The 18293-nt window shown below is 44.5% G+C and carries 17 protein-coding genes; 10 read left to right on the plus strand and 7 right to left on the minus strand.

Features of this window, described 5'->3' with window-relative positions; translation table 11 throughout:
• Positions 1-14: 14 nt before the first annotated feature.
• The 3 genes from L6472_RS05320 to L6472_RS05330 are packed head-to-tail and all read right to left on the minus strand — an operon-like array spanning position 15 to position 3080.
• A complete protein-coding gene (locus L6472_RS05320; RefSeq protein WP_237807602.1) occupies positions 15-1193 on the minus strand; it encodes a glycosyltransferase family 1 protein in 1179 nt (392 codons plus the stop codon).
• A 40-nt stretch (positions 1194-1233) separates the two neighbouring features.
• On the minus strand, positions 1234-2223 hold the full coding sequence (locus L6472_RS05325) for a glycosyltransferase family A protein (protein WP_255777075.1): 990 nt from the start codon (positions 2221-2223) through the stop codon (positions 1234-1236).
• Positions 2175-3080, minus strand: a complete 906-nt coding sequence (locus L6472_RS05330) for a glycosyltransferase family 2 protein (RefSeq protein ID WP_237807604.1) — start codon at positions 3078-3080, stop codon at positions 2175-2177. The genes L6472_RS05325 and L6472_RS05330 overlap by 49 nt, the downstream gene beginning before the upstream one ends.
• 83 nt (positions 3081-3163) lie before the next feature.
• Between L6472_RS05330 and L6472_RS05335 the strand changes: the two genes are divergently transcribed.
• Genes L6472_RS05335 through L6472_RS05350 form a run of 4 tightly spaced genes read left to right on the plus strand, consistent with a single transcriptional unit; the run spans position 3164 to position 8675 of the window.
• Positions 3164-4663 carry an oligosaccharide flippase family protein gene (locus L6472_RS05335; RefSeq protein ID WP_237807605.1) on the plus strand — a complete coding sequence of 500 codons (1500 nt, stop codon included), beginning with the start codon at positions 3164-3166 and terminating at the stop codon, positions 4661-4663.
• On the plus strand, positions 4656-5642 hold the full coding sequence (locus L6472_RS05340; protein WP_237807606.1) for a glycosyltransferase family 2 protein: 987 nt from the start codon (positions 4656-4658) through the stop codon (positions 5640-5642). The genes L6472_RS05335 and L6472_RS05340 overlap by 8 nt, the downstream gene beginning before the upstream one ends.
• 57 nt (positions 5643-5699) lie before the next feature.
• Positions 5700-8063 (plus strand): ATP-dependent helicase, encoded by a 2364-nt coding sequence (locus L6472_RS05345; RefSeq protein WP_237807607.1) that lies wholly within the window; start codon positions 5700-5702, stop codon positions 8061-8063.
• Between the two features lie 57 nt (positions 8064-8120).
• A complete protein-coding gene (locus L6472_RS05350) occupies positions 8121-8675 on the plus strand; it encodes a nitroreductase (protein ID WP_237807608.1) in 555 nt (184 codons plus the stop codon).
• 722 nt (positions 8676-9397) lie between these two features.
• Here the strand turns inward: L6472_RS05350 and L6472_RS05355 are convergent.
• The 4 genes from L6472_RS05355 to L6472_RS05370 form a co-directional block, all read right to left on the minus strand.
• Positions 9398-9496, minus strand: a complete 99-nt coding sequence (locus L6472_RS05355) for a smalltalk protein (protein ID WP_155808313.1) — start codon at positions 9494-9496, stop codon at positions 9398-9400.
• Between the two features lie 404 nt (positions 9497-9900).
• Positions 9901-10002: a smalltalk protein gene (locus L6472_RS05360; RefSeq protein ID WP_155808454.1), complete on the minus strand. Its 102-nt coding sequence runs from the start codon at positions 10000-10002 to the stop codon at positions 9901-9903.
• Positions 10003-10159: 157 nt separating this feature from the next.
• The gene (locus L6472_RS05365) at positions 10160-10609 is read right to left on the minus strand and encodes a hypothetical protein (protein ID WP_237807609.1); all 450 of its coding nucleotides are present in this window, start codon (positions 10607-10609) and stop codon (positions 10160-10162) included.
• A 1023-nt stretch (positions 10610-11632) separates the two neighbouring features.
• Complete coding sequence (locus L6472_RS05370; RefSeq protein WP_237807610.1) at positions 11633-12154, minus strand: hypothetical protein; 522 nt, start codon at positions 12152-12154, stop codon at positions 11633-11635.
• A gap of 269 nt (positions 12155-12423) precedes the next feature.
• Between L6472_RS05370 and L6472_RS05375 the strand changes: the two genes are divergently transcribed.
• The 6 genes from L6472_RS05375 (at position 12424) to L6472_RS05400 (ending at position 18162) form a co-directional block, all read left to right on the plus strand.
• Entirely contained in the window at positions 12424-14433 is a 2010-nt protein-coding gene (locus L6472_RS05375) for a DUF262 domain-containing protein (RefSeq protein WP_237807611.1), read from the plus strand.
• A 19-nt stretch (positions 14434-14452) separates the two neighbouring features.
• A complete protein-coding gene (locus tag L6472_RS05380) occupies positions 14453-15061 on the plus strand; it encodes a hypothetical protein (RefSeq protein WP_237807612.1) in 609 nt (202 codons plus the stop codon).
• A 72-nt stretch (positions 15062-15133) separates the two neighbouring features.
• The gene (locus tag L6472_RS05385; RefSeq protein ID WP_237807613.1) at positions 15134-15694 is read left to right on the plus strand and encodes a hypothetical protein; all 561 of its coding nucleotides are present in this window, start codon (positions 15134-15136) and stop codon (positions 15692-15694) included.
• 166 nt (positions 15695-15860) lie between these two features.
• The gene (locus L6472_RS05390) at positions 15861-17417 is read left to right on the plus strand and encodes a competence protein CoiA (RefSeq protein WP_237807615.1); all 1557 of its coding nucleotides are present in this window, start codon (positions 15861-15863) and stop codon (positions 17415-17417) included.
• 221 nt (positions 17418-17638) lie between these two features.
• A complete protein-coding gene (locus tag L6472_RS05395; RefSeq protein ID WP_237807617.1) occupies positions 17639-17893 on the plus strand; it encodes a toxin-antitoxin system protein in 255 nt (84 codons plus the stop codon).
• Complete coding sequence (locus L6472_RS05400; RefSeq protein WP_237807618.1) at positions 17890-18162, plus strand: type II toxin-antitoxin system YafQ family toxin; 273 nt, start codon at positions 17890-17892, stop codon at positions 18160-18162. Before L6472_RS05395 ends, L6472_RS05400 begins: the two co-directional genes overlap by 4 nt.
• Positions 18163-18293: the final 131 nt, after the last annotated feature.

Consider the following 18293-nt stretch of genomic DNA (forward strand, 5'->3'; position numbering starts at 1 on the left):
TTTTTTTGTTCCTACTATTGGCGATAGATTTGTTCGTATTGTTTCGCCACCTTTAGGTAGTCGTGGTGCCGCTTCACGTATTCTATGCTTTGTCTTTTCAGCATAGGGATGCGCGAGGGGTTGAGTATCAGTTGTTCTAACTCGTTATAGACGCTCTCGTAGGTCGGCTGTACGTTAATGATGGGGTGCAACTCGTGCTCGTTGATAATCTCGTAGTTTTCGGGTTCGCCACCACCAATGCAGATGATACCTTTTGACATGGCCAGTAGCGGGTTCATGGATGGCGTGTAGCTGTAAAGCTGATCCAAGATAGCATCGCTGCCATCCATCATGTGCTGGTATTCTGCAAAGGGAACACCTTCTGCCTTTCTCAATTCCATTTTGTCGGGGTGTTTGCGCAGCAAGTCCTCTGCAGCTTTCAGCATGATGTCCGTTCCCTTATAGGCGCTACGCCCTTTGCTGATGCCAATGAAAACTTTAAGTTTCGTGTGATATTCTGGGTTGCCAGACAAGGAAACACGTTCTTGTTCTGGGGCATTGTCAGATGCAGGCACTGTCTGTTGACCATAAGCCTTGTCAGATGAAAGCCTCGACTGTTCGTTCGATGGCATTTTGATAGGCAGCGGAATGTAAGTCAGTTTATGGCTGAAATACGGCTGGTAGCAGATGTGATCGTCGTAGAGCCCCGACACGATGTTGTCGCAATCCTCGGCAATCAACTTGTTGAGTTGCTCCTTAGCTGTGCCCAACCAGTCTTGCTGGTCCTTTATCACGTGAGGTTCGGTGCGTACCTGGTCACCGATGTTGAAGTCACTGTAGCGCATCGGTTTGTTGTACGTGCTCTCATGCACCCAATAGTAGTCCATGCCCATAGCACACAGCACCATTTTCTTGTTGTGCCTACGCAGGTAACGGTATATGGGGAAGATACGTTCTGCCTTCAGTTCCACGAACATCGGGTTGATGAGTTGCACCACGTCATAATTGCGCCATGTTGGCAGTAGTGCGTAGATCTTAGCCATTAGGGCTAAGCCACCCAACTTTCCTTCCTTTCTTGCCAGGTCGATGTCGCGTGGGTAGTTCTTCCAGAAGTCACCATTCGAAGCCACCGTGACCTGGTGTCCCAATGTCCTCAGCCCCTCAGCCAGTGTGGCATGCACATTACTATATTCTCCAAGCAGAAGTATTCTCATAGTATCCAGCACTTATCGTGTTTTCTATACGAAAGAACGTTCATCGCTCCCGACTCATCAAGGGTAGTGTGTGCAACAAGACCGTCAGTCCTATCTCCGAGTTCGTCATTCTGCGGAACCACTTATATTTATTGGTATAGTCGCGCTCGGGTAGGGGGAAGAGCTGCTTTTGCTTCAGTGCTTCCAGGCGCGTGTCGAGCTCCGTCCTGCTCTTCGTCTCTATGATGATCTGATAGATATAGTCCATTGTCAGCTGTGCCACGCGCCTGCTCAGTGCCACCCGTTCGTCGGTAGGCGACTGTAGAGCCAGTTTGCGCAGTCCCTCGATGACGTACAGCTTGTTGTCCAGCCGTTTGGCAATGGCCTCGGGTGTTCGCTTGTTGGTTGTCGAGTCTGTCCTCGTGTTATACAAGTATGCCTTAGCGTCTGTTACAACCACCCTTTTAGCCTTCAGTAGCAGTCTGGGTGTAAAGTTCTCGTCTTCGTGTATGATACCCTCTACGAATCTCACCCCACCGATGATGTCGCGACTGAAGATGTAGTCACACACCGTGCCATGGATGTTACAGTTCGTCATGTAGTCTATGCCAGTCCGTTCGTCATGGTCTTTGAACAACACCTGTTGCTTCTCCTTGTTGGTATAGTCGAACACCACCATCTCTGGCTGTTTGAATCTTATCAGGTCCAGACAATGTTCATATACCGGTGTTATCAGTCTGTCGTCGCTATCTACAAACTGCACATACTTTCCCGTAGCCATTTTTAGTCCCATGTTTCTAGCGGCACTCTGACCCTGGTTTCTCTGTCTGATGTAGATGATATCCTCCTTCGCATCGTCCAGTTCGTCAATCACACACTTTTGCGAGCCATCGTCCACCAGGATGATTTCTCGTTCTGCGGGTCTTAGCGATAAAGATAAGATGCTGTGCAAGCAATCTTTTATCATATATGTCGGCACGTTGTATGTCGGTATGATAAAACTTACAAGTGGCGATATATGTTGCGGTGTATGGCTTTGTTCAGAATGCATATTCCTTTGATTCCTAAAATGTCTTGCATGAGGGCTTTTATTTTCTGCATGGGTGTCAGGCTTCTGTCGAAAGGAGAAATATATCTGAATCTCAGCATGGGCTCCTTTCCTGTTTGTTCATAGACATCCATTTGTGTGTTCAGAATCCTCATGTAGTATGCGGGCGTGTACCAATGTCTTAATGCGGCCAAATGCGCATCTAGCAGCATCTCCAGTTCCGGTCCTTTGGCCGTAGCTGTGATACCTTTCGCGTTCATGCAGTAGTGGTACAACCCCTTCGATGTGGTCCTGACGCAGCGAGCTTTCAGCAGCAGTCGGCGCAGCGTGTAAATATCCTCAAACACGCGTCCTACGGGGAACTTAACATTCTCGAATAGTTCCCTGCGGTACAGCTTGTTCCAGGCGTAACAGTGTTCAAAGACCTCTTCGTCTATCCAGTAGTCCTGCATGTTGTCATACGTGCGGTCTTGCAAGCTTAGTATGTCGATCTTTTCGCCGTTCACACTTTTCTCCACGGGAAATTCCAGTATGTCGCAGTCCTCCACCAGCGGCAGCAGCTGAAGGTAGGTGTTTGGTTCCAGATAGTCGTCCGAATCCACAAACGCCAGATAGTCGCCCGTAGCCCTTTTGATGCCAGCATTACGTGCGTCGCTCAGTCCGCCGTTTCTTTTGTGTATCACGCAGACACGGTTGTCTCGCTCCTGCCATTGGTTGCACAACACGGGGCACGCATCGTCCGAGCCATCGTCCACGAGTATGACCTCCATGTTGGCGATGTTTTGGTTTAACACGCTCTCCACGCATCTATCCAGCGTGGCTTCTACGCGATATACGGGTATAATGACACTTAGTTTCATAACTTATTCGGTTGACAAAAGTACAATAAAATATCGGATAATCAAAATAAAAGTTGTAATTTTGCATTTTAATAATATAATTCATGAAAGTCGAACGCGAAGATAGCTACGCTCACGTGCTGAAATACACGGGTATTTTTGGTGGAGTGCAGGGATTGAATATACTCATCAATCTTGTACGCACCAAGCTTGTCGCCATGTTTCTTGGCCCCTCGGGCATTGGTTTGGCTTCGCTGTTTGGTTCTGTGGTCACCTTTGTTTCTCAGGCCACCAACCTCGGCATCTCGTTCAGTGCCGTGCGCCATGTGTCCGAACTCTTTGACCAAGGTGATGAAGCCCAGATACAGCATTTTGTCAAGGTGGTGCGTGCCTGGAGCCTGCTCACTGGACTTGTCGGAATGCTCGTATGCGTGGCAGCAGGTCCGTTGCTCAGTCGCTACACCTTCTCTTGGGGCGACCACACCCTTCACTTTGTCCTCCTTTCTTTTGCCGTGGGACTGCTGGCAGTCACTGGTGGCGAGTCGGCCATTCTCAAGGGCGCACGACGGCTGAAGGCGCTAGCTCTCATCCAGTTTGTCAATGTCTTGATGGCGCTGCTGATTGCCGTCCCCATCTACTATTTCTTTGGCGAGAGTGGCATTGTGCCAGTCATTGTGCTCACCGCCTTCTCGGCCATGCTCACCACTTTATATATGTCCTACCGTCTTTATCCCCTGCACCTGCGGGGTTGCAAGGGTATCCTTGGCGAAGGCATGGGCATGGTGCGCCTGGGCGTAGCCTATGTGCTGGCTGGCATTTTAGGCAGTGGTGCCGAGATGCTGATCCGTGCCCATCTTAATGTGGCGGGCGAGCTCGACGTGGTGGGTTTCTATAATGCAGGTTTCATCCTTACCGTCACCTATGCCGGCATGGTTTTCTCGGCTATGGAGAGCGACTATTTTCCTCGTCTGTCGGCTGTGACGCACGATGGTGCTGAGCAGATATCCAATGTAGTCAACAAGCAGATAGAGGTGTCATTCCTGTTGGTGTCGCCCATGTTGGCCGTGTTCATCCTGCTGTTGCCAGTGCTGTTGCCCCTGCTGACGCGTGCAGACTTCATGCCCGCTGTTCCCATGGCTCAGGTGGCATCGTTCTCCATGTATCTCCGAGCGTTGTCGCTACCCATGTCGTTCATGGTGTTGGCCAAGGGTGACTCGCTTGCCTACCTGTTTATTGAGGGGTTCGACTCCGTTCTGATGTTCTTCCTGGTGGTGTTGGGCTTCCGCTATTATGGGTTGGTAGGCACAGGTTTGGCGCTTGATGCCTCTTACCTGATTGACTTGATTATTATCTATATATACACCAATCGTCGCTACGGCTATCGTTTCTCATTGCCACTGGTACAGATGGTGCTAGTCCAGTTGCCTTTAGGCTTGTGTGTCTATCTGCTGTCCTTCCTTGACCATTCTTGGTTGGGTGTGGCGCTGGGCTATATGCTGGCCTTTGTCAGCATCATCTTCTCACTCATCATTCTTCATCAGAAGACCTCGCTGTGGCAGTCGCTGAAGCAACGTCTGCGATCCAAATTCCGTCATCATGAGTAGCACGAAGGTATCCGTATTAGTGGCCGTCTATAATGCTGAGAAGTGGTTGTCGCGCTGCCTCGACTCGTTGTTGGCGCAGACCCATCACGATTTGCAGATACTTTGCATCGACGATGCCTCTACCGATGGTTCCTTAGCTCTGCTCCGCCGCTATCAGCAGCAGGATGAGCGCGTGCAAGTCATCGCTCTCAGCGAGAATCATGGTCAGGCCTATGCCCGCAATCAGGGTTTAAAGCAGGCCAATGGCGACTATGTGTGTTTTCTTGATGCCGACGACTGGTATTCGCCCGATGCCCTCGAACAGGCCGTCAGCGTGTTTCAGCAATACGACGATACCGACTGTGTCCTCTTCGATGTTGACTATGTCTATCCTCATCGTTCCGAGCTCTATGCCATGCCCTCCTTCACCTCGCTCACAGGTCAGGAGGCCTTCCGTCTCAGTCTCGATTGGACCATCCACGGCGTCTATATGGTGCGCCGTCAGTTGCACCAGCGTTATCCCTATGACGACACGTGCCGCTCGTATAGTGACGATAATACCACCCGTCTGCACTATCTGGCCTCGCGCAGCGTGCGCCGCTGTCAGGGTGTTTACCACTATCTGCAGCATTCAGCTTCGGTGACCCATGCCTGCGATGTGCGCCGGTTTGACTTCTTGCGTGCGGGCGAGAGTATGAAGCGCCAGTTGCAAGCGCTCCACATGGATGCCGATGTGATGCGTCTGTGGGAGACTCAGCGCATGCTCACCTTGGTAGATCTGTATATGTTCTACCATTGTCACGCCCACGAACTGCCACCAGGCGATGCCGCCTATGGACTGCAAGAGCTGAAGCGTGTCTGGGCAACCATCGAACCACGGTTGCTCATTGATGGCCGCACCCGCAAGTTTGGTTATCGCCTCATGCCTACGTGGACATTGTTCCGTCTGCAAGAGTGGCTTTATTTCACCTTGCGTGGCTGGATGGGGAAGAACCGTTGATGCCTTTGTTTTTCATTTATTAATCAGAAATAGACTATACATTATCACATGTTATATATGGAAGACCTTCTTTCACAACTTAACGCCGGGCAGCGTGCTGCCGTGGAGTATAACGATGGTGCCTCGCTCGTCATTGCGGGTGCCGGCTCGGGCAAGACGCGTGTGCTCACCTATAAGATTGCTTATCTGTTGCAACAAGGAATGAAACCTTGGAACATCTTGGCACTGACCTTCACCAACAAGGCCGCTCGCGAGATGAAGGAGCGTATAGGTCGGTTGGTTGGTTTGGAGCAAGCCCGCCATCTGCAGATGGGCACCTTCCACTCGGTCTTTGCCCGCATCCTGCGTGCCGAGGCCGACAAGTTGGGCTTTCAGTCTAATTTCACTATCTATGACCAGAGCGATGCTCGTTCGCTGGTGAAGAGCATTGTAAAGGAGATGCAGCTCGATGATAAGGCCTACAAGCCCAATAGTGTGAGCGATCAGATCTCGATGGCTAAAAACCATTTGGTGATGCCCGATGCCTTCCCCCAGTGCTCACTCTACGACAGCAAAAAACCTGCTGTGGCAGAGGTTTTCCGTCGCTATGTGGAGCGCTGTCGGCAGGCCAACGCAATGGACTTCGACGACCTGTTGGTGCAGACCTATCTGCTGTTTCTCAATCATGAAGATGTCAGAAGAAAATATGTTGAAAAATTCCAATTTGTCTTGGTTGATGAGTATCAGGATACCAACTTTGCTCAGCAGCAGATTGTGCTGCAGCTCACCCGTGAGCGTCAGCGCGTCTGTGTGGTAGGCGATGATGCTCAGAGTATTTATAGCTTTCGTGGAGCAAATATTGATAATATTCTGGATTTTAGACAGTCGTATGACGATGCTAGACTGTTTAAACTTGAGCAGAACTACCGTTCCACTCAGCTTATCGTTCAGGCAGCCAATAGTTTGATACGAAAGAACGAACGCCAGATACCCAAGGAGGTATTTAGTGAGAATGAACATGGAGAAAAGCTGACACTTAAACCAGCCTATAGCGACAAGGAAGAAGCCTTGATCGTGTGCAATGACATACAACGCATCAAGCGTCAGGAACATTGCGAATATAGTGATTTTGCCATTCTCTATCGCACCAATTCGCAGAGCCGCTCGTTCGAGGAATATCTGCGTAAGATGAACATTCCTTATCGCATCTATGGTGGACTGAGTTTCTACCAGCGCAAGGAGATAAAGGATGTGATTGCCTACTTCCGTGTGGTGGTGAACCCCAACGACGAGGAAGCGCTGAAGCGTATCATCAACTATCCCACGCGTGGCATCGGTGACACCACGCTCTCAAAGATTGTCGATACTGCCACGCAGGACGGTGTGTCGCTCTGGGACGTGATGACCAAACCGGCCCATCTCAACGTGAGCAAGGCAACACTTACCAAGATTGGCAACTTCTGTCAGATGATTGATGGCTGGCGCATGCGTCTGGACGGTGAAGATGCCTATCAGCTGGGGCATTCCATCATCATGGAGAGTGGCATCTCGCGCGACATCTACAGTGGTCGCAACCCCGAGGACGTGTCGCGACAGGAGAACCTCGAGGAGTTCCTGGGCGGTATGCAGGACTTCGTGGAGAGTAGGCGAGAAGAGGGATTGGGCGATGCTGTCTCACTGAATGACTTCTTGCAGGAGGTGGCACTGCTCACCGATCTCGATAGTGACTCTGACGAGGAACAGGCCAAAGTGTCGCTTATGACCATCCATGCTGCCAAGGGACTGGAGTTCCCCACGGTCTTTGTGGTGGGACTTGAGGAAAATATCTTCCCTTCGCCCATGTGTACCGACTCAATGCGCGCACTCGAAGAGGAGCGCCGCCTGCTCTATGTGGCCATCACGCGTGCCGAGAAACATTGCATCCTGACCTGTGCGCAAAATCGTTTCCGCTTTGGGCGCATGGAGTACGACACGCCTTCGCGCTTTATCCGCGACATCGACCCCACGCTGTTGCGTGTCGATTCGGCCAAAGAAATGCCCGATCAGGACTACGGCACTAAGCGTCTGCCGTGGACGCAGAATCCCCGTCCGGTAGCATCGCAGTTCAAGGCCGATCCCATGCCACGCCAAGTGGCATCCCGTCGCGCCGAGACTCCTGTGGATCCTTTCTCCGACAACTTCAAGAGAAAGCTTGTCGGCGAGAGTGGTGGACGTTTCAAACCCGTGCGTGCGCAAGCCCCGGCTATGTCCTCAGCCCCAGTCCCTGCCTCTTCGTCTGCCGCCCTTCGCGAAGGCAACGTCATCGAGCATCAGCGTTTCGGCATAGGTACCGTCGTCAAGGTAGAGGGAAGTGGTGAGAACGAGAAGGCCACCGTACAGTTCCGCAATCTTGGCACCAAGCAGCTCCTCCTTAAGTTTGCCAAGTTCAAGATTATCTCGTAAAATTGGCAATTCATTTGGAAAATGGCTAAATCAATAACTGCAAAAACTATAACGATTATGAAGAGAATGTTTTTCTGTCTTATGGCTATGATGGGCGTGCTGACCCTTTCGGCACAAAGTGTGTGTGAGAACGAAGTGATGAATAATATCATGGCGCGCCGCTCCGTTCGCAAGTATCTCGATAAACCTGTGGAGCACGAGAAGTTGGAGGCTGTAGCCCTTGCTGGCATCAACGCTCCGAGTGCGATGAACTGGCAGAAATGGGCTGTGCGCATTATTGAAGACCAGAAGCTGATGGCAGACGTAAAAGGACAAACCCGCAACGCCCCGAACCTCATCTGTGTCTGTGCTCCTGCTGACGGCAGGTTTGACCTCGATGCCGGTCTCATGGGCGAAAATATGATGCTGGCAGCTCAGTCCTTGGGCCTCGGTACTTGTATTCAGACGGGTCCCGTACGCTTCCTCACTACCGACGAGAAAGCCAAGGCCTTCCGCGATAGCCTCGATATGCCCGAAGGCTACAAGCTGCTTTATGTCATCTCCATCGGCTATCCCGACGAGCAGCCCGACGCCAAGCCTCGCGATGCCACGAAGGTGAAATTCATCAAGTAAACAAACACTCCAAGAATAGATAATAGCTATAATTCGTGCGATTATAGCTATTTTTTATTGAATTATAGCTATAATTTGATTTTGAATTCTGGCCATTATTTTCTAAATTCCGGCCAGAATTAATTAAATTTTGGCCAAAATTCTTTTCAGCCCTCAAACGCTTGCTTTGTCATCTGCCAGGTTCTGGACGGCAATTTGGGAAGTATAACGGCACGCTACCGCGTGGAAATTGATCAAAATTGGGCTCAGAAATTCTCGGTTCATGGCAAAAAGTAAGTCGGGAACTTGTGGCAAAGGTTAATTTCATTACAGCGACAAAGGTAAAAGACCCTGCAGAGTTTACTTTGCCTAAGTATCAGAAAATATAAAAGCTGGCCAAACGTGACCAACTCTATATCCTAGTGAAAGAAACCAAGCGGCAAGGTCGAATTGCTCATCATCTCTGTGTTTCCACCTTAATATATATTATAATCATACACGTTCTGCAAGAAAAACGTGCAGAATGAACGTAAAGTCAGAAGAAATCATTAATTTTCCGTTGGGACGCTTCTGAGGTGTCTCTCCTTCAGGAGAAAGTATTCCGTATGCAGGGCTTGTTGACGGCCATCACGCCAGAGAGGTTGTGAGACATGCAGATCGACTATTTCGGATAAAACAAACCCCCTCTAAATCTCCCCGAGGGGAGACTTAACCCCCTCCCTCGGGAGGGGTTGGGGGAGGGGTTAATTCATACAACTTGCCACGCCGAGGCTAGTGGCGATCGCCGTAAGGATGGCGATAACAGTTTGCAATACAAACTTCCAAGTTTCTAGTTTCTTCATTGTATTATTCGGTTAATTGTTTGTTTTTAAAGGCCTACGGATTATACGGATTTTACGAATTTTTTTTTCAGCCTACGAAGTCAACGTATTCATATCGATTTTTAATTCGTATAATCCGTAAAATCCGTAGGTAAAATAAAGCTTTCATTGGTTGGGCCGCCTGCGGCGGGAAATTCTTCAAAATTCAATTCAAAATTAAACAGTATTTTATATCCATTCGGCTCGTGAGGACAAAAAATAAATGAGAAATTTTGTTTTCAATTTTGAAAAATTTGACTTTCCCTGTCGGCCGTCGAGCTATACCTTCCCTGCGAAGCAGGCCAAACCTCCTTCGGGAGGGTCGGGGAGGGTCGCTTTTTCCTCCCCTCCCCTTGAAGGGAGGGGAGTTCAGCGGAAGGGAGGGGTTAGTTCATACAACTAGCCACGCCGAGGCTAGTAGCGATTGCCGTAAGCACGGCGATGATGGTCTGCACAATAAATTTCCAAGTTTCAATTTTGTTTTTCATGGTAATAAAATAATTAATAGTTGAGAGTTCTTTCTGAGGAAAGCGAGCAAGCTCGAGCGGAAAACTGAGAACTGAGAGGTGTTGCGCCTACGGCGCAAACTCAACGATGAGAGTAAAAGCGCCCCTCCCTACAGGGAGGGGAACGGGGGTGGGTCTGTTAGTCCTTATTCTCCTCCTGACTCGCGGTCTCAATTCCCGCCAACTCCTTCACGTTAAGGAGCGAGGCACGCTTCTTCAGCGACTTCGACGTCAGGTCGTTCAAGTCCATGCGACTGGGCTGGAAACGCAGGTATATTCCGCGTATGTTGGACGCCAGGTTGAACTCCTCCTCAGAGTCGGCACCCGTGGTGTGCGTAGAGAGATAGAACGTACCCAGGTCGCCAAACTGCACCTTCTTACCCTCCATCAGCTGCTCCAGGATACAGGACTGCAACTTGTTGGCAACGCCCAGGCAGACATCGGTGCCATACACCGAGTTGTGTTCCGCCATGTGCTTGCACAGCTCAGGGTAAGTCATGGTCTTCAGCGATACGATGCGGGCATAGACCTTGCCGAACATCTTTGAGTTTCTCATCTGGTTGACATAAGTTTTGTAAAGTACAGGCATAGTGTTAAGGTATTAAATGGTTAAAGTTAATTGTGATTTTGCCGAGGATTTCGTTTGGTGGCCCCATTCGTCCCGTTTGCCGGCATTAAACGCTCCGTTTGGCGCCTCCATCCTCCGTTCCTCAAATGTATTGCAAAGGTACTAAATAAATGCGAGGTGTGCAAATATACAGGCAACAAACCACCATTTTTCGAGGGTATTTTTTAGGGGTAAAATACAGAAAAATATATATCGGGTATTCTGTATGGAAAAAGACATTTTGTCTCAGATGAAAAGGTCAACGCTTCCAGTATGAAGTCCACAAACCCGGGAAAAGGGACAACAAAATCAGGAAAGCAGTCAACTGGATCAGAGAGATAAGTCAACTAAATCAGTACAAGAAACAGTAATTAACAAAACAGTATCAAATCAAGGCTCAAAGGGAGTCAACACTATACAGGGAAAGACAATTTGATGCAAAAACTTACTTTCTTACTTCTTACTTTCTTATTTTTTGGTGTTTTCAAAATGTACTTGTAATTTATATATTATATATAATATTATAATATTATATATAATATATAAATTTATAATAACTTGTTGTTTTCTTTGCTCTCTTGTTGCGGAAAGAAAATTATAGCAAAAAGTAAGAAAGTAAGAAATAAGAAAGTAAGAAACTACACGTTCGTCTCAGAATTAAACGGTGTAATTTTTGGTAGTGTAGTTTTTTAAATTTGGTTTCAGGTTTCAAGTTTCAGGTTCTTGGACAAGCCAAGCAGCGAAGCCGAGCGCCAAGTTCCAGGTGACAGTCCCTTGTCATACGTTTGTGGTATATAAAAAAGGTAGTGGCTCACACGTCTAAGGTGTAAGCCACATTTAATCCTTTTAGAGTGTTAATGGTGCGACAAAGGCATCCACTAGCACTTTTGACGCTGCAAAGTTAGCGATTTTATCCTAATCCACCAAATTTAATACAACTTTTCTAGTGCACAGCGGAACCGACCCTACTGTGCACTCAGTTCTAACAGGGACATTCCCTTGTTGTCACAGTTCTTCATTGCTGATGACTTCTATCTGCTTCACGTTGATAAACCAGTCGGTGTCTGGGTTGTCAGCGTTCCATTCGTCTGCTGCTTCACATAATGCTTGCCACGTAGCGGCAACGGGTTTGCCAACGTAGGCAGATAGGTGGTTGCTGGCCTCTTCAATCGTGTCGAAGTATTCTATGTCGGGTTCACAGTCTACGACATATCGATTGGAATAGTACTTGCCTTCCGCATCATTTGTCAGATACGCATCCCATTCATCGCCCTCGGCTTCAAAATAGTATCTCAATGATGGATAGACATTCTGAATCAGTTTGAGCAGAGCGAATGGTGGTTGCCACGCTGTTTCAGTGCAGAAATACAGGTGGTTCTTCTTCAGTTCCAAGTCGCTCCAGGTGCCTCGGCAAAACACGTCGTGCCAGTCGGCCCCAAGCCTCGTGACCAGATTGCCCAGCCATCGCGTCGGGTAATAGTAGCCGTTCTGCACCAAAGGTATCTCCCTTTCTTGCAGTCTCTTCATTTCACCATATAGAGCCCTTAGCTCTCGCCGCTTCCCCTCGAAGCAGACAGACATAAATGCAGGGTTCGACATCTCTCTTTTTGTTGCAAAGGTCGGAGATCCCGCTAAGAAGTCCAAAGAAATTATAGATATTTAGATCGAATTTGGATAGTTTAGATCTGTTCTTGCCGATAATTTTATCAAATTAAACTCATTTTTCTTATTTGATAAGGTAGATTTTTTACAAAGATTTTGTAATTTTGCCTTCGGAAGAATAAACTATAGATATTATGAGTTATAACATTGAGACACGTTCTATTTCAGAGTTTGTAACTGACAGTAAGATTAAACTGCCACGTTTTCAACGTAAGTCAACATGGACTGCCAAACAGAATTTTGAGCTGGCTATTAGCATATTCCAAGAATATCCTGTTGGTGTTGTTATCATAAACGACGAAGGTCATACCTCATGGTTACTTGACGGCAGACAAAGACGAACTGCTTTGAGAGAACTCCGCGCTAATCCTGACTTGGTGTATGAATGGGCTCGTAAATATATTAAGTTTAAGAATACTCAAGATGAGAAAGAAGTTAAGGATATGTATTGGGAAAAGATTGATGCATATCTACAACAAGAAGAACAGGAGGATGAAGAAATAATTGGTGTTGCAGAGCCTGCTTTTGAAGAGACAGAGATTGACGAGGATATAAATAAGTTTCGCCAACGTAAAGGATTGCGGACGCTCCTTGATATCATTCTAATGGTACACCAAAAAACTGCCAATGGCGGAAGATGGGAACGAATTTTTTCAGACCTAAATAAATCTTTGTCACGTCCTCCATATGCACCAAAGCGTGATGGATTTAAGATTAATCCTGAGGATTTGCGTCAATTCCTTCTTGATTATAAAAATAAGGTTGGCACGCCATCAAAGGAAAACTTCATTCAATATATGGATGATTTTGGAGGAGCCATAAAAGATGGAAAAGAAAAAGATTTCCGAAATCAAGTTGAGCAGAAGTGGGACGATATTAATGAGATTATTAATGTTATTGCTAATTCAGAACAAATCATAACAGAAGCTCGCATTGGTGTTATTCTTCTTAAGAATGTAACTCCGCTTGATGCACAAAATATTTTTTCTCGTATTAATAGTGGTGGAACACAACTGAAAGCAGAAGAATTGTTATCGGCAAAGCCTTTCTGGAATGAGAAAGTGGTGATGGCCGATGAGAAAATGCAGCAACTAGTAAGCGAACTTTATTCACGTCTTGGTGTAGAATTACCACAAGATGGTAATGTTGTTCGATGGGACTATGGTGCAACATTGATTTCACGAATTAACGATCAGCACCTGATATTTGAGGATTATCTTGAAAAAACCAACTCACAGGAGATTGACTTAACTCAAATTACCCTAGGTTTTAAGTTAATGAGTGCATATTTCAATAAGGGAATATCTGCTGTTGTCGTGAATGAACTTGAGCGAAACAAGAGTATTAAATGGGGTATGAGTATAGATGATTTAGTCGATGATATTAACACCATTTGTGAGATTCTACTTAAAAATGAATTTTTCAAATATTTGCGTAGTTGGCATAAACCGCTATACAAACTTTTAGGAGCAGCCCCAACGCTCGAATATATGACAATCTTACTTCTTGATTGGCAAGAAAAGGGTTCGCCTCGTGTGTCTTCTACAGAATATAATACATTCATTCGTGATGCCAAAGCACTCTTTGATAGACTCATCTTTGAATATTCAATAGGTTCTTGGAGAGGGTCGGGTGACTCTAAAATGGCTAATCATGTTAAAAACTGGCATGATAGGATTGTACCACTTGATGAAACCTCTTGGAAAAATCTGATTGAAAGTTCATGCAACGGAAACTATAATGGACAACCACTTGATATAAAGCATCTAACACCTATTTTGTGTTATCAGTATGCATTGCAAAAGAAAGCTCCCAACACGTCTTTAGAAGAAACTTCCGAGGTTGACCACATAATCCCCAAAGCAAAACTGGATAATAACTCAATGATTCCTATTGGATATCGTGATGCTTTATTCAACCTAGAGCTACTTCCAAAGGCTGATAATATACAAAAGAAAGATAAAACTCTACAGGAAGTAACCGACACCTTCTTACAGAAAAATATTTCGGGCTATACAGATATTTGTATCGCAGATTTTTCTAAATATTCAGATGTCTCTCATATTGAGGAATTAAAAGAGGAAAGACAAGCTTTGCTTGTAAAAGTCTTTGGAGATATAAGAAAGACAGAGTTGGCGAATTAACTTGAATAGTTAAGTGATTATGGACTATGAAAAGAGTATGACTATGAAAAAGATGATGCTATCACTAGTGCTAACACTTTTGTCGTTGACATTGTATGCACAAACTGAATCTCCTCACTTGAGCTTCAAGGGCGTACCCATAGACGGAACTTTGAGTGAATATGTTCAAAAGATGAAGCAGAAAGGCTTCGACGATATGGGGACAGAGGATGGTATTGCTATTCTGACAGGTGATTTTGCTGCTTATAAGGGATGTACTATTGGTGTATCCACATTAAAGCAGAAGGATTTAGTTAGCAAGATAATTGTGTTTTTTCCTGATTGTGATACATGGGCGCCACTTTCCCGTAATTACTTCTTGCTTAAGGAGATGCTGACTGAGAAATATGGTGAGCCTGCAAATGTAATTGAGGAATTCCAAGGTTATTCCGAGCCGAAAGATGATGCTTCTAGGATGACTAAAGTCCAAATAGATCAATGTAAATATATTACAACTTTTAAAACACCAAAAGGCGAAATCCAACTCAGTATTAGTCATAAAGGCGTAATGAAATGTTTTGTGGTGCTTACATATAAAGATGGTATCAATAGTGATATAATCAGAGCCAAAGCTATGGAAGATTTGTAAATTTTCAATTAGAACTTGCAAGGTTCTGAGCTCGAAACAGAATTTGCATATAAAACAAATGAGATATAGATTATGAAAAAGTATTTACTTGTTGTTCTTTGTTGCTTATTTTCGATACTTACACAAGCTCAAACTGAGCATATGAAATTTATGGGTATACCCTTAAATGGTAGTATTACAGCTTTTCAGACAAAGTTACAAGCAAAAGGAATTAGATATGATGCAGAAACGAGCCGACAATTAAGTGCTGGTTGTCGATGTTTTAAAGGTTCTTTTTCTGGTGAGAAGGCCAACTTCTTTGTTTATTATAACGAGAAGACAAAAATAGTATATCGCGCAAAAGCTGTTATTACTTGTCTTAACAAGGATTCGGGTGAAGAAAAATTCTACACATTCCGTTCGATGTTAAAGTCTAAGTATTCTACGGGTCTTGTCACAGATAGTGAACAGGAAGGACATCCTGCACTTTCAATTTTTGTATATAATAGCAAACAAGATAAAGGTATGGGTTATGTTAATATGTACATAGCCAATTCTCTTTATTCATTTATGGACGAGGTGACTTTACACATTGATTATGAGGATATAGCCAATAGTGATGTTAATCATGTGAATAATATGGATGATTTATAAGCCCATTGTATGGTAAGTATACGCAAAAGGGATGGCTCCTTTTGTGTACTATAGTAATTCCAAAGCGCATAACACGCATGGAATTGGAAAAATATAACTACTAAGAAATGATATAATTTCACATTTGTCTCGTACCACGTTCCAGGTACAAAGAACAATTACGAGTATGGTTGAGAATAAGAAAGAACCCAAATTGACCTATGCATTAAATGCATTTGGGAAAATGATCTACATTAATGATGTGGAAAGGGGACTTTCATGTAATTGTCGTTGTCCAAAGTGTAAAGAACCATTGGTTGCAAGACTTGGTCATGAAGGTGGTAGACAAGCTCATTTTGCACATAAAAAAGACTCCGACTGTCATGGTTCATACATGACGGCTCTACACAAATTGGCTGAACAAATTATCGAAGAGGAAAAAGCCGTGATGGCTCCGAAGTATAAAGAAGTTGCCAAGCAAAAATTGTCATTTACAAAAGTAGAAGTGGAGTTACGAGTTGAACGAAAGGACTTACAACCAGATGTAGTGGGAGTCACAGAAGATGGTTTACGCTGGTTTGTTGAAATTCGAAATACTCACGAAGTTGACGAAACAAAAAAGGAGAAACTAAAAGAATCAAATATCACATGTTTAGAGATTGATGTAAGAGAGCAAAAGTTAGAAAACTTAAAATCATTTATACTTGAATCTGCTGATAATAGACAATGGATAAACAATCCCAATTATGATGCTCAAATTATTGAATTAAAGCGCAAGAGAGTGTCATTGTTGGAAGAATATTTGTTATGTTGTACAGAACTTACAATTCCTGCGTTTGATGATTACGATAGCAGAATCATTTCAATTAAGGAATCATCTGTTCTGTCCAGATCGGATGATATGCTTTTCTCGCAAATAAAAGTTATATCGTCTGATGGTATACCTTATATATTTAACATTTGTAGCCAAGATAAATTAGCAACCATTAAACACGGGAAAGATGAAGGTGGTTGTAACGAATTGATTATAAATATAGATTGTTTTTCTATTGAAGATGATATCAATTCAAATTCACTAAATCTATCATGGTTGCATAATTATTTTAAAGAGAAGGAAATAGAAGAAAAAGTAAGAGAATACAAAAACAATCCTAACTATGAATTAAAACCATTTTCTGATTGCCTCCGTGTATGTAAGTATAGACCTTTTAAAGGTGAATGTATATACAAAAAGGACACAGTCTCCATTCGTGGTATTTATTATGTTGTATGTAACAAAGAGAAACGTCAAAAAGATGAAAATGAATTTCAACCATATTTTGAATCTCGTGAGAACTCTTATGCAAGCCCCAATAATGTAAAGTCTCAGAGGCAGTTAAATGGAACGTCTTCGAGTGATAATCTTCCCTTTGAAAGATATTGGACTCCTGAAGAGTTTAACAGCATAATATCTTCAGGTTACTACGAAGATGAGACTGGTAATAGGGCAGAAATAATAAAACATGAGATAATAGCAGGGAGTTTTCTTATTCTTTATAAAGACTCAAAAAAAGTAAAGTCATATTGTCCTTACCACATAGTCAAAATATCATTTGATAGAGGAAACAAATTAAAAGATGAAATTGCAGTTTTTGACGATATGGGAAAAGCATTATATTCTTTTTCTATTCGTTCAAAAACCATGAAAGAATACAAATCTTTGGATTATATGCAGGGGGATGATAATGCTGGTTTGCCGTTTTGAATTGTTTTTATTCCCAGCCACGCAAGGTAATATGACGAACAATAGGAGAGCTTACCTCTTTATTGGGGGGTAGGCTCTCTCTTTCAATTCGTACAACTTGCTACATCGAGGCTAGTGGCGATAATCGTACCATCGGGTGCAATTATTTATATAAACTCTTGGAGGTTTTAAACAAAAGTCTTATCTTTGCATTCAGATGTATTACAATTGAGTTACAGAGTATGGCTACAACGATTATTAGAAAGCCCGCTTCGTTCAGACTTAGGGCTGACCTCATAGAGGAATTAAAACGAAATGCTGCACGAGAGAACAGGACACTCAACAACTATGTTGAAAGTGTACTGCTAGGTATTGTATTTGATGAACCTAACGAGGTGACTAAAGCTGCTATCAAAGAGGCTAAGTCAGGAAAGAACCCCAATAAGGTTTATGATAGTGTTGATGAACTCTTTAAGGATCTAGATTCGGATAAATGAAAAAGCTACAACCTACTACCCAGTATAAGAAGGACTACAAGAAATATAGAAATAATCCTAGGAAGGTTGAAGCGCTTAAAGAGGTATTGAAAATGCTGATGAATGAGCAACCTATTCCCATAGAGTATAAAGCACATATGCTCCTTGGTGAATATAAAGGCTGCATGGAATGTCACATAGAAGGGGACTTCCTGTTGATATGGATTGACGAAGAGACCGACACTATAGAACTTGTGAGACTTGGCTCCCATTCAGAGCTATTCAAATGAAACTGGATTTCATATAGTTATTTATTTAAATCTGAAGGCGTGGGGTATTTGTCAATATCTGTTATGTCGGTGGACTGTCCTCTGGCATAACTGGATATCAGATAACAAAGCATCCCTGCTCGAAATAGAAA

It is taken from the genome of Prevotella sp. E13-17, assembly GCF_022024035.1.
Classification (GTDB): domain Bacteria; phylum Bacteroidota; class Bacteroidia; order Bacteroidales; family Bacteroidaceae; genus Prevotella.